The organism is Micromonospora sp. HNM0581 (genome assembly GCF_012726175.1).
In the GTDB taxonomy this organism is placed as follows: domain Bacteria; phylum Actinomycetota; class Actinomycetes; order Mycobacteriales; family Micromonosporaceae; genus Micromonospora.
Genome location: NZ_JAASAD010000027.1, coordinates 16,161 through 28,234, shown reverse-complemented (window position 1 = coordinate 28,234; position 12,074 = coordinate 16,161). Strand labels below are relative to the sequence as shown.

At 70.0% G+C, this 12,074-nt stretch carries 11 protein-coding genes, 1 tRNA gene and 1 pseudogene; 1 reads left to right on the top strand and 12 read right to left on the bottom strand.

All coding sequences use genetic code 11. The features are described from left to right. A pseudogene (locus tag HCA58_RS23745) lies at positions 1-201 on the bottom strand (hypothetical protein); the annotation flags it as partial. A gap of 124 nt (positions 202-325) precedes the next feature. On the opposite strand from HCA58_RS23745, the gene HCA58_RS22015 reads away from it, so the two are divergent. After that, positions 326-568 (top strand): integrase, encoded by a 243-nt coding sequence (locus HCA58_RS22015; RefSeq protein ID WP_169599843.1) that lies wholly within the window; start codon positions 326-328, stop codon positions 566-568. Positions 569-682: 114 nt separating this feature from the next. Here HCA58_RS22015 and HCA58_RS22010 read toward each other — a convergent pair. The 11 genes from HCA58_RS22010 to HCA58_RS21960 all read right to left on the bottom strand — a co-directional run bounded on the left by HCA58_RS22010 (position 683) and on the right by HCA58_RS21960 (position 12,003). Further along, positions 683-756, bottom strand: a tRNA-Pro gene (locus HCA58_RS22010). Positions 757-868: 112 nt separating this feature from the next. Continuing rightward, positions 869-2,245 carry a ribosome biogenesis GTPase Der gene (gene der / locus HCA58_RS22005; protein ID WP_205809414.1) on the bottom strand — a complete coding sequence of 459 codons (1,377 nt, stop codon included), beginning with the start codon at positions 2,243-2,245 and terminating at the stop codon, positions 869-871. A gap of 73 nt (positions 2,246-2,318) precedes the next feature. Continuing rightward, entirely contained in the window at positions 2,319-2,999 is a 681-nt protein-coding gene (gene cmk / locus HCA58_RS22000; protein ID WP_169599839.1) for a (d)CMP kinase, read from the bottom strand. 148 nt (positions 3,000-3,147) lie between these two features. Beyond that, positions 3,148-3,918 carry a pseudouridine synthase gene (locus HCA58_RS21995; RefSeq protein ID WP_093409729.1) on the bottom strand — a complete coding sequence of 257 codons (771 nt, stop codon included), beginning with the start codon at positions 3,916-3,918 and terminating at the stop codon, positions 3,148-3,150. Continuing rightward, a complete protein-coding gene (scpB, locus tag HCA58_RS21990) occupies positions 3,905-4,861 on the bottom strand; it encodes an SMC-Scp complex subunit ScpB (RefSeq protein WP_169599837.1) in 957 nt (318 codons plus the stop codon). Before scpB ends, HCA58_RS21995 begins: the two co-directional genes overlap by 14 nt. Next, positions 4,858-5,793: a segregation/condensation protein A gene (locus HCA58_RS21985; protein ID WP_346776079.1), complete on the bottom strand. Its 936-nt coding sequence runs from the start codon at positions 5,791-5,793 to the stop codon at positions 4,858-4,860. Before HCA58_RS21985 ends, scpB begins: the two co-directional genes overlap by 4 nt. Positions 5,794-5,890: 97 nt before the next feature. Further along, positions 5,891-6,814, bottom strand: coding sequence for a ParA family protein (locus tag HCA58_RS21980; RefSeq protein ID WP_169599833.1), 924 nt, complete (start codon positions 6,812-6,814; stop codon positions 5,891-5,893). Positions 6,815-7,081: 267 nt separating this feature from the next. Next, on the bottom strand, positions 7,082-8,047 hold the full coding sequence (locus HCA58_RS21975; protein WP_169599830.1) for a site-specific tyrosine recombinase XerD: 966 nt from the start codon (positions 8,045-8,047) through the stop codon (positions 7,082-7,084). Positions 8,048-8,072: 25 nt separating this feature from the next. After that, complete coding sequence (gene ald, locus HCA58_RS21970) at positions 8,073-9,194, bottom strand: alanine dehydrogenase (protein WP_169599828.1); 1,122 nt, start codon at positions 9,192-9,194, stop codon at positions 8,073-8,075. Positions 9,195-9,578: 384 nt separating this feature from the next. Next, positions 9,579-10,184 carry an NUDIX hydrolase gene (locus tag HCA58_RS21965; RefSeq protein WP_169599826.1) on the bottom strand — a complete coding sequence of 202 codons (606 nt, stop codon included), beginning with the start codon at positions 10,182-10,184 and terminating at the stop codon, positions 9,579-9,581. 79 nt (positions 10,185-10,263) lie between these two features. Then, entirely contained in the window at positions 10,264-12,003 is a 1,740-nt protein-coding gene (locus tag HCA58_RS21960; protein WP_169599824.1) for a CTP synthase, read from the bottom strand. Between the last annotated feature and the right edge of the window lie 71 nt (positions 12,004-12,074).

Below are 12,074 nucleotides of genomic sequence, written 5' to 3'. Positions count from 1 at the left end.
CCCGGTTTCCCGCACGATCCGGACCGCGCCCGCGCGGAACTCCGGATCGAACCGGCGTCTCGTTTCAGCCATGAACCTCCATCCCTCAAGTTCTGGCCTCCACGCTACGAGGGGAAGGGCAGACTGCGCGGCCAGAGCGGCGTCGGTTTCCCAGACGGCCATCGCCTCGTACAGCCGCCGCCCGTAGAGGAACGTGCCCACGGACCGCAGGAGATCGGTTTAGACAACAAACACCTCGTCGTCCATCGGCAACCAGGCGAACGCGCCGCGTTCGTCCTCCATGTAGCCGTCAAGCGACACGTTATTCACATAAATCAGCTTTGCCATGCCCCTACCTCTCGATGATCAACCGCACACCTTCCGAAAGACCGTCGCCACCCTCATCAAGGAGAAGATCGATACCAAGAGCGCGGCAGCGCAGCTCGGGCACTCCAGCGAGGAGGTCACCGACACCTACTACATTCCCAAGCCGGTACAAGCCCCAGACGTGTCCGGCATCCTCGAACGGCTCGGCAGCCACCCGAGCAACCAAGGATCGTCGCCAGGAGAGAACGATGCACACCGATGACGAACTTGGTTGCCGCACCGCGTAAATGGGGGGTTTTCGGAGGGCGGTTCAAATCTCCATCGAAGAAAATCAAAGCCCTGACCAGTGTTCCCGCTGGTCAGGGCTTTTTCTTTGTCGGGACGGCCGGATTCGAACCGACGACCCCTTGACCCCCAGTCAAGTGCGCTACCAAGCTGCGCCACGTCCCGATGCCATCGTCGGGCTTGCCCGCGACAGCCGGTACAGCTTAGCGCAGGCATTCCCCCGCGTCACACACCCCCACCGGCGCCACAACCCCTCAACCATCCTAGGAGGGGGGTGTCAGCCGTGAGCTTTGCCGCGTCCGCCGGGGCCGAGCTTCTTTCGCGGGCGTACCGATAGTTCGATCGGACTGCCCTCGAAGCCGAACTCCTCACGCAGCTTGCGTTCCACGAAGCGCTGGTAGCCGGCGTCCAGCGGACCGGTGGTGAAGAGCACGAAGCGTGGTGGGGCGACCCCGGCCTGGGTGGCGAACAGGATCCGTGGTGCCCGGCCGCCCCGCACCGGATGCGGGGTGGCCTGGACCAAGGCGGTCAGCCACGCGTTGAGCTGCGCGGTGGGGATCCGGGTTTCCCAGCTGTCCAGCGCCCGGTGCAGGGCCGCGGCCAGCTTGTCGACCGCGCGCCCGGTTCTCGCCGACAGGTTCAGCCGGATCGCCCACGGGATGCGGCGCAGCTCCCGTTCGATCTCCTTGTCCAGGTAGTACCGGCGGTCGGCGTCGACCAGGTCCCACTTGTTGAAGGCGATCACCAGCGCACGTCCGGACTCGGTGACCATGGACAGGATCCGCTGGTCCTGTTCGCTGATCGGCTCACTGGAGTCGAGCAGCACCACAGCCACCTCGGCCGCCTCGATCGCCGAGGCGGTCCGCAGGCTGGCGTAGTACTCGGTGCCGCTGGCCCTGCCGACCCGCTTGCGCAGCCCGGCCGTGTCCACCAGGTGCCAGGTGTCCCCGCCGATGGTGACGAGGCTGTCCACCGGGTCGACGGTGGTCCCGGCGACCGCGTCGACCACTGCCCGTTCCTCGCCGGAGAAGCGGTTCAGCAGGCTCGACTTGCCGACGTTCGGCCGCCCCACCAACGCCACCCGGCGGGGGCCCCGGGGACGGTACTCGGGCACCTTCGGCGCCTCGGGCAGCGCGGCCAATATGGCGTCGAGCAGTTCGCCGGAACCGCGCCCGTGCAGCGCCGACACCGGGAGCGGTTCACCGAGGCCGAGCGACCACAGTGAGGTCGCCTCCAGCTCGATGTTGGTGTTGTCGGCCTTGTTGGCCACCAGGAGCACCGGCTTGGCGCTGCGGCGCAGCATCTTCACCGCCGCCTCGTCGACGTCGGTGGAGCCAACCATCGCGTCGACCACGAAGACCACCACGTCGGCGGTCAGCACGGCGGTCTCGGCCTGGGCCGCGATCGCTGCGGCGCGGTCTTTCGCGTCCGGTTCCCAACCTCCGGTGTCCACCACGGTGAACGCCCGCCCGGACCACTGCGCGTCGTAGGGCACCCGGTCGCGGGTCACCCCCGGCACGTCCTCGACGACCGCCTGACGGCGACCGATGATGCGGTTCACGAGCGTGGACTTGCCCACGTTGGGGCGACCGACGACGGCCACCACCGGCTGCGGACCGGTCTGCTCCTCGGTGTCCAGGTCCGGCTCACGCAGCTCGACCCAGCCGTCGTCGGTCACGCCGCGCCTCGTTTCGTTCGCCGGCGGGCGACACCGTGGGTGCCCACGTTCATGCCACTGACCGTTCGGCGAGTAGTGCCCGCAGCCGCGTGACGACCTCGTCGATACCCAGCTCGGTGGTGTCGAGCACCACCGCGTCCGGTGCCTGGGCCAGCGGATCGGCCTTACGGGTCGAGTCCAGCTGGTCACGTCGGGCCAGGTCGGCGGCGGTGGCCGCGACGTCGGAGGCGTTCTCGGCGCTGCGTCGGGCGGCACGCGCCGCCGCCGAGGCGGTCAGGTACACCTTCAGGTCGGCGTCGGGCGTCACGACGGAACCGATGTCCCGTCCCTCGACCACGATCCGGACCGCCCTGGTGATCATCTCCCGCTGGCGGGCCACCAGCAGCGCCCGGACCGCCGGGACGGCGGCCACGGCCGAGACTGCGGCGGTCACCTCGGGGCCCCGGATGTCGGTCTCGACGTTCACCCCGTCGACCGTCACGCCATATCCGGCGGGGTCGGTGCCGATGCGCAGGTCCACCTCACCGGCGACCTTGGCCACCGCCTGCGCGTCGGTCAGGTCGACGCCGGAGCGCAGCACCGCCCAGGTGATCGCCCTGTACATCGCGCCCGTGTCGAGGTAACGCCCGCCGAGGCTCGTGGCGAGTCGCCGGGAGACGGTGGACTTCCCCGAACCGGACGGCCCGTCCACAGCGACCACGCAGCGCCCGGCCGGCACGTTTTCCTCCACCGTCGTCCTCCTCAGCCCGTACCTCACGATTCGTCGGCGACGACCGCGAGCGGTTGACCACACACGTCCAATGATGCCCGGCGCCGTGGGGAGTCACCCGCCCGGGCCGTCAGGCAGCCTACCCTCAGCCGTACCCACGACCGCCGCCTCAGTCACCCACGGCCTTGAACAGGGCGGCGACCTCCGCGTTGGTGAGCCGTCGGGTGCGCCCGGCACGCAGGTCACCGAGCCGGATCGGCCCGATGGAGGTACGCACCAGCCGACTCACGGGATGACCGACCTCGGCCAGCAGTCGGCGTACGATATGTTTGCGACCTTCGTGCAACGTCAGCTCGACCTGGGCGGTACGCCCGAGACTGTCCACCACCCGGAAGGCGTCGACGGTCACCGGGCCGTCCTCCAGTTCCACGCCGGCCGCCAACCGCTTGCCGAGGTTGCGCGGGATCGGGCCGGAAACTTCGCACAGGTAGGTTTTGGGCACCCCGTAGGAGGGGTGCATCAGCCGGTGGGCCAGGTTGCCGTCGTTGGTGAGCAGCAGCAGCCCCTCGCTGTCCGCGTCGAGCCGCCCGACGTGGTAGACACGCTGCTCGACCCGGTTGCCGAGGAAATCGGCGAGCGCGGTACGCCCCTTCTCGTCCGCCATGGTGGAGACGACTCCGCGTGGCTTGTTCATGGCCAGGTAGACCAGCCGGGTGTCGGCCGCCAGCCGTTCACCGTCGACATGGATGACGGCTGTGGTCGGGTCGACCTTGTCGCCGAGCTGCGCCACCCGCCCGTCGACCGTCACCCGCCGACGGAAGATCAGGTCCTCGCAGGCCCGCCGGGAGCCGACTCCGGCGGCGGCGAGCACCTTCTGCAGACGTTCGGGGCCGGTGTAGACGGGTGCGTCGGGGCGGGGGGTGCGGTCATCGCGCGGCATCGGCAAGCTCTTCTACGTCGTCGGGGAGGAAGGGGGCCAGGGGCGGCAGGTCGTCGAGGCTGTTCAGGCCGAGTTTCTCCAGGAACATGGTGCTCGTCCGGTACAGGTGGGCCCCACTGTCGGACTCGGTGCCACATTCCTCGACCAGGCCACGGGTGACCAGGGTACGGATCACGCCGTCGCAGTTGACGCCGCGGATGGCGGAGATCCGCGACCGGGTCACCGGCTGCTTGTAGGCCACCACCGCCAGGGTCTCCAGCGCGGCCTGGGTCAGCCGGACCGACTGCCCGTCGAGAACGAACCGCTCGACGTAGGTGGCGTACTCCGGGCGGGTGTACAGCCGCCACCCGCCCGCTGCCCGGCGCAACTCGAAGCCGTGACCTGCGGCGGTGAATCCGGCGGCGATCTCGTCGAGCATCGGGCCGATCCGCTCGGCGGGCTGCTCCAGCACCTGGGCGAGGACCAGTTCGCTCACCGGTTCGTCGACGACCAGCAGTATCGCCTCCAGCGCGCCGCGCAACTCCGCGTCGTCGAGTGCCGGCGCCGGCTCCGGTGCCGGTCGAACCCGTGCCATCGGACGTCTGCGCACCGGGCCCGGTGCGTCGTCCCCCGGGGCGCCCGCCCCCGTACCACGGTCCCCCGGGGCGCCCGCCTTCCTGGCGTCCGTTTCCGGCATCTCGGTCCCGGCAGGAACGGCCCCCTGGAGGGGCACGCGCACGCCAGGTTTCCCGCTCCCTGAGGTGGTGGAGAGCGGCCCCGGGTCGGGTGAGGCGGTACGGACGGCAGGTGCGGAAGCAGCGGTGGACGCGGCGGGGTCCGTAGGATCGGGCTGGGCTGCCTCGCCGGGTGCGGTGGCGTCCGCCTGTGGGGCGGGTCGCTGCCACGGCGGGACCCAGGCGGCTGCCTGCTCGGCCAGGGAGTCGGGCCGCTCCTCGTCACTCATCCAGTTGGCTCCTCGGTCGTCGCCGTCGGGTCGGCCTCGCCAGCGTCCGCGTCGCTGGCGGTGTCGGAGGTGCTGCCGGCGGGCGCCGGTCCGCTGCCTGCCGGCGGCCCGGTGGGCACCTCCGGTGGTGTGCCGGCGTACTCGTCGATGGTCAGGGCCGGGCCACCGTCGGCGGGACCCGTCCAGCGGACCGTCAACTCCTCCAACGCCTGTTCCTGGACGAAAGCCACCACACCCTGCCGGTACAGCTCCAGCAGGGCGAGGAACCGGGCAACCACCTCCAGGGTGGCCTCGCAGTCGGCGCAGAGCAGCGAGAAGCTGGCGGTCCCGGCACGGCGCAGCCGCTCGGCGATGATGGCGGCGTGTTCCCGGACGCTCACCCGGACCATGTGCACGTGGGCGACGGAGACCTCGGGTACCGGTTTCGGGGTCATCGCCCGCACCGCCAGCTTGAGCAGCCTCTGCGGGCCGATCCCCAGTACCAGGTCGGGTAGGGCCTCGGCGTAGCGGGCTTCCAGGGTGACGGCTCTGGGATAGCGCCGGCCACCCACCGCCTCCAGGGCGGCGATGTGCGCCGCCGCCTCCTTGTACGCCTTGTACTGCAGCAGCCGGGCGAAGAGCAGGTCCCGTGCCTCCAGCAGGGCCAGGTCCTCCGGATCCTCGACCTCGGCGGAGGGCAGCAGCCGAGCTGCCTTCAGGTCGAGCAGGGTGGCGGCGATCAGAAGGAACTCGCTCGCCTCGTCGAGGTCCCAGTCGTCGCCCATCGCCCGGATGTAGGCGATGAACTCGTCGGTCACCTGGTGCAGGGCGACCTCGGTGACGTCGAGCTTGTGTTTGCCGATCAGTTGCAGCAGCAGGTCGAACGGGCCGGTGAAGTTGTCCAACCGGACGGTGAAACCGTTCGTGTCCGCTGGCACGGGTGGGTCAGCCACCGGTGGCGGCGGTTCCGCCGTGGCGGTCTGGTGGAGAGGCGGGGCGCTCACGCCGACGACGGTAGTCCACGCTCGGGACACCTCGGTTCCGCGCCTCCTACCGCTCGGCCTGCGCTGCGATCACCTCGCGGGCCAGCTGACGATAGTTGCGGGCGCCCGAGGAGGCCGGGTCGAGCGTGGTGATGGGCGCGCCGGCGACGGTGGACTCGGGAAACTTCACGGTCTTGGTGATCACCGTCTGGTAGACCTTGTCGCCGAACGCCTCCACCACCCGTTGGAGCACCTGACGACAGTGCGTGGTGCGGCTGTCGTACATGGTGGCGAGGATGCCTTCGAGTTCCAGGTCGAAGTTCAGCCGCTCGCGTACCTTGTCGATGGTGTCCAGCAGCAGCGCCACCCCACGCAGGCTGAAGAACTCGCACTCCAATGGGATGAGCACGCCGTGCGCTACGGTCAGCGCGTTGATCGCCAGCAGACCGAGCGACGGCTGACAGTCGATCAGGATGTAGTCGTACTCCTTGCGGATGCTCTTGAGCACCCGGGCCAGCGCCATCTCACGGGCGACCTCGTTGACCAGCTGGATCTCGGCGGCGGAGAGGTCGATGTTCGCCGGCAACAGGTGCAGCCCGGCCACGTCGGTCTTGATGAGCACGTCGTCGGCGGTGACGTCGTCCTGCATGAGCAGGTTGTAGACCGAAAGGTCCAGGTTGTGTGGGTTGACGCCCAGTCCGACGGAAAGGGCCCCCTGCGGGTCGAAGTCGACAAGCAACACCTTGCGGCCGTACTCGGCGAGCGCGGCACCGAGGTTGATGGTGGTGGTTGTCTTACCGACCCCGCCCTTCTGGTTGGCCATCGCGATGATGCGAGCCGGACCGTGCCGATCGGTCGGCATCGGCTCCGGGATGGGTTTGCGCATCGTGTACGCGGCCGGATCGGCCGGACCCAGATCCGAGCCGAGGGCGTTCTGCTGCTCGCGGAGCTCCGACGTCCACGTCTCGGCACGGTCACCGTTGCCAGCCATGTCCTCGTTGCCCCCTCCCGGCGACCGTGCGGCGTCGGAGCCGCCCGACGTCCTTCGCGGCGCCGCTGCGCACCCCGGTCCACTAGCCGCGGGGGCCGCGCCATGCCGACTGTACGCCACCGGCCAGCAGGGCGATCGGCACCGGCTCGGCGTGTCGGCGGGCAGCACCGGCCACCGGCAGGTCGGACCGTCGGCACACGGCCGGGTGGGGGTAGCACCGCACCGTCGGCCGCCGGCCGAGGGAGGTACGGCAGCCACCGTCGGCGGTCAGCTCAGAGCACGGGGATGGGCGGAGGCGTAGACCTCGCGCAGCCGTTCGACGGTGACCAGGGTGTAGACCTGGGTGGTGGTGACCGAGGCGTGGCCGAGCAGTTCCTGCACCACCCGCACGTCGGCCCCGCCGTCGAGCAGGTGGGTCGCGTACGAGTGACGCAACGTGTGCGGCGACACGGCCCGTGGACCGTCGACGGTCAACCCGGCCCGCTGGGCGGCGCGGCGCAGGATGGTCCAGGCGCCCTGCCGGGTCAGTGGGCCGCCCCGCGCGTTCAGGAAGATCACCGGGGTGCCCCGGCCGGCGGCGGCCAACGCCGGTCGGGCACGAACGAGGTACGCCCCGAGCGCCCGCAGCGCGTACCCGCCGATCGGCACCAGACGGTTCCGGCCACCCTTGCCGCGCAGCACCGTCACCCCGTCGTGGAGGTCCACGTCGTCCACCGCGGCACCGACGGCCTCGGAGATCCGCGCCCCGGTGCCGTACAGGAACTCCAACAGTGCCCGGTCCCGCAGCGCCAACGGCGCGGTGTCCCCGGCCGCCTCGACCGGCCCGGCGGTCTCCAGCAGAGCGACCACGTCGTCGACCGGCAGCGCCCGGGGCAGCCGTCGGGGCGGGGCGGGAGGCCGCACGTCGCGGCTCGGATCGGCACCGGTAAGGCCCTCCCGCAACGCGAACCGGTGCAGTCCGCGAACCGCGCTGGCGGCGCGGGCCGCGGAGGAGACCGCCAGCGGCGGATGCCCGTCGGCGCCCGCGCGAAGCCGGGCAAGGTGGCGTTCGATCTCGCCGGTGGAGACGGCCGCCAGGTCGGTCACCCCGGCGTTGACCAGGGAGCCCAGGTAGCGATCGAGGTCCCGACGGTACGACGCGAGGGTGTTCGCAGCGAGTCCACGTTCGACGGTGAGATGGTCGAGGTAGCCGCGGACGGCACGGCGCAGAGCCGACGCGGGCTGCTCACCCACGCCGGCCTCGTCCGGGATCGCCCGTTCAGCTGTCAGCCAGCACCTCGGTCAGCGGCAGGACGGGCAGACCGTGTGCCTCGGCGACCGGTCCGTAGACGACGTGCCCGTCGTGGGTGTTCAAGCCCAGCGCCAGCGCCGGGTCGCGGCGGGAAGCCTCACGCCAACCGTGGTTGGCCAGTTCGAGGGCGTACGGCAGGGTGACGTTCGTCAGCGCGTAGGTGCTGGTGTTCGGCACCGCACCGGGCATGTTCGCCACACAGTAGAAGATCGACTCGTGGACCCGGTAGACGGGATCGGCGTGGGTGGTCGGCCGCGAGTCCTCGAAGCAGCCGCCCTGGTCGATGGCGATGTCGACGAGCACGCTGCCCGCCTTCATCCGGGAAACCAACTCGTTGGAGATCAGTTTCGGGGCCTTCGCGCCCGGCACCAGCACCGCGCCGATGACCAGGTCGGCGTCCAGCACCGCCCGCTCGATCTCGTACGCGTTGGAGGCGACGGTCTGCAGGTGCCCCCGGTAGATGGCGTCGGCCTGCCGCAACCGGCCGACGTTCTTGTCCAGCAGCAGCACCTCGGACTGCAGACCCAGCGCGATGGCGGCGGCGTTCATGCCGGACACGCCGGCACCGATGACCACGGTCTTCGCCGCGTACACGCCGGACACGCCGCCGGGCAGCACGCCCCGACCACCGCCGGTACGCATCAGGTGGAAAGCGCCGACCTGCGGAGCGAGCCGCCCGGCCACCTCCGACATCGGTGCGAGCAGGGGCAGCGACCGGTCCGGCAGTTCGACGGTCTCGTAGGCGATGCCGGTCACCCTCCGGTCGGTCAACGCCTGGGTGCAGTCCCGCGAAGCGGCCAGGTGCAGATAGGTGAAGAGCACCTGCCCTGCGCGCATCCGGTGGTACTCCTCGGCGACCGGCTCCTTGACCTTCAGGACCAGCTCGGCGGCGTCCCAGACCTCGTCAGCACTCTCCAGGATCTTGGCGCCAGCGGCGGCGAACTCCTCGTCGGTGATGCTGGATCCGAGCCCGGCGCCGGCCTCGACGAAGACCTGGTGGCCGCCACGGACGAACTCGTTGACGCCGGCGGGTGTGATCGCCACCCGGTACTCGTGGTTCTTGACCTCGCGTGGGATGCCGACCTTCACGATGCTGACACCTCTCCTCGGGGCAGCTTCACCCCTCGACTGCGCGGTGCCGTGACGGCTCCATCGCCGCCTCGGTCAACCGGTCCCGCCGGCAGTTTAGGCGTGACCGCAGGCGACCAGAGCCTGCACTGTGACACCTGCTAGCCGTAGCCGTTGACGATGTGTCAGGTGGGCCGCCCCCGGGCCGTCGGCGGAGACCACGTCAGCCGTCAGGGCAGTCCCCGCCAACATCGTTTCATCTGCTGCGCACCGGAGTCGACGGACAGTGCCGGTCGCTGCGCGTCTGACGTTCGAGACCACGCGGGGCCGGGCGGCGAACCGCCCGGCCCCGCCTCGCGTTCCGACCGCACCAGAGCGAGCCCGGAGCCTACGTCGCACCCACGGTCAGCGGGGCAGCGGAGCGTCCGCCCGGCGCAACCCCGACCAGCCGGCGTCGCGGGCGCGGGTAGCGGCGAGCAGACCAGCCACACACGGCCCGTTAGTGATTTCCCCGGCCAGCACCATGCCGACCGCCTCGTCGAGGCCGATCCGAACGATCTGCAGGTCGGCCTCCTCATCGTGGCGGTCGTGTCGCTGCTGAGCCGGAACCTCGCCGAGTTCACGAGCCAGGTAAACCCGAACCAACTCGTCAGTGAACCCGGGCGAGCTGTGCACGTCGACGAGCACGTCGAGCCGACCGGCGGTCAGATCCACCTCTTCGGCCAGCTCACGCGCCGCCGTCACCGACGGATCCTCACCAGCCACATCGGTCAGCCCGGCCGGCAGTTCCCACAACCGCCGACCCACCGGCTGGCGGTACTGCCGGATCAACACGACCTGGCCGGCGTCGTCGAGCGCCACCACCGCCACCGCACCGACGTGTCGGACCAGATCCCGCGCCGCGGTGCCGCCCCCGGGCATGGTGACCTCCTCGGTCACCACCTCGAATATCCGACCGCGGTAGAGTAGCTCCCGGGAGCGGACCTCGTAGCGGTGCTCGACGGCACTCATCGGCCTACCACCTCGGCGCTGCCTCCGACCTCAGCCGGCAGCACCCCGACGTGCGTTCCGACACCCACGGACAGTCCGCTCACGAAACCGAGGGCACCTTCGTGGCGGTGCCGTGGCGGGTCACCCGCTCGGCGGGGGCCCCGTCCAGATCGACCGGAAGCTGGTCGGCGTGTGAGTACGTCACCGCGGCGTGGACGAATGCGGCGAACAGCGGGTGGGGCCGGGTGGGGCGGCTCTTGAGTTCCGGATGCGCCTGGGTGGCCACGAAGAACGGATGCAGGTCCCGATCCAGCTCGACGAACTCGACGAGTCGGCCATCCGGCGAAGTACCGGAGACGTGCAGCCCCGCCTTGACGAGCTGGTCACGGTAGGCGTTGTTCACCTCGTACCGGTGCCGGTGCCGCTCGCTCACCTCGGTACTGCCGTACGCCTCGGCGACGATGGAGCCTTCGGTGAGGGTCGCCGGGTACGCGCCCAGCCGCATCGTGCCACCCAGGTCACCCCGGCCGGCGACGATGTCCTGCTGATCGGCCATGGTGGCGATGACCGGATGCACCGCCTCGGCGTCGAACTCCAGGGAGTTCGCGCCGTCCAGACCAGCCAGGTGCCGAGCCACCTCGATGGTCATGCACTGCAGGCCCAGGCAGAGCCCGAGCAGTGGGACGCCGTTCTCCCGGGCATACCGGGCGGCACCGATCTTGCCTTCGATGCCCCGGACACCGAACCCGCCGGGGATGACGATGCCGTCGACCCCGGCCAGGGCCGCCGTCGCGCCAGTCGGGGTGACACAGTCGTCGCTGGGTACCCACCGCAACTCGACCCGGGCCCGGTGGCCGAAGCCGGCTGCCCGGATCGCCTCGCTGACCGACAGGTACGCGTCGGGCAGGTCCACGTACTTGCCGACCAGGGCGACGGTGATGGTGTGTCGGGGCTGGTGCACCCGCTGCAGCAGGTCGTCCCAGCCGTCCCAGTCCACGTCGCGGAAGGAGAGGTTCAGCCGGCGCACCACGTAAGCGTCGAGCCCCTCCCGGTGCAGCACCTTCGGGATGTCGTAGATGCTCGGCGCGTCCGGTGCGGCGATCACCGCCTCGGCGTCCACGTCACAGTAGAGGGACAGCTTGTGCTGCAGCTTCTCCGGGATGTCCCGGTCCGAACGGCACACGATGGCGTCGGGTTGGATACCGATGCTGCGCAACTGGGCCACCGAATGCTGAGTGGGCTTGGTCTTCAACTCCCCGGAGGGGGCGAGGTAGGGAACCAGCGAGACGTGCAGGTAGAAGCAGTTGTCCCGGCCCAGGTCGTGGCGTACCTGACGGATCGCCTCCAGGAACGGCAGCGACTCGATGTCACCGACCGTTCCGCCGACCTCGGTGATCACCACGTCCGGGGTGCGGCCGTCGTCGTCCGGGTCGGCCATGGCCAGGATCCGAGACTTGATCTCGTTGGTGATGTGCGGAATCACCTGGACGGTGTCACCCAGGTACTCACCACGCCGTTCCTTGGCGATCACCTCGGAGTAGATCTGGCCGGTGGTCACGTTGGCCTTACCGGACAACGCCCGATCGAGGAAACGCTCGTAGTGCCCCACGTCGAGATCCGTCTCGGCACCGTCCTCGGTCACGAAGACCTCACCGTGCTGGAACGGATTCATCGTGCCCGGGTCGACGTTGAGGTACGGGTCGAGCTTCTGCATCACCACGCGAAGCCCCCGCGCGGTCAGCAGGTTGCCGAGACTGGAGGCGGTGAGCCCCTTACCCAGCGAGGAGGCGACGCCTCCGGTGACGAATACGTGCCTGGTCGTCCGTGCTGAAGGGGCCAAGGCCTGCTCCCGTGTCGTCCGTCGCGGTCGTGCAGACCGCCGAGCCGATCAGCGAAGTGATCACGCGATCC

Excerpts from the sequence above, each read along its gene's own strand:
- HCA58_RS22015 (WP_169599843.1), top strand. The coding sequence starts at position 326 with ATGCCCCTACCTCTCGATGATCAACCGCACACCTTCCGAAAGACCGTC.
- HCA58_RS21995 (WP_093409729.1), bottom strand. The coding sequence starts at position 3,918 with ATGCCGCGCGATGACCGCACCCCCCGCCCCGACGCACCCGTCTACACC.
- scpB (WP_169599837.1), bottom strand. The coding sequence starts at position 4,861 with ATGAGTGACGAGGAGCGGCCCGACTCCCTGGCCGAGCAGGCAGCCGCC.
- HCA58_RS21980 (WP_169599833.1), bottom strand. The coding sequence starts at position 6,814 with ATGGCTGGCAACGGTGACCGTGCCGAGACGTGGACGTCGGAGCTCCGC.
- HCA58_RS21965 (WP_169599826.1), bottom strand. The coding sequence starts at position 10,184 with ATGAGTGCCGTCGAGCACCGCTACGAGGTCCGCTCCCGGGAGCTACTC.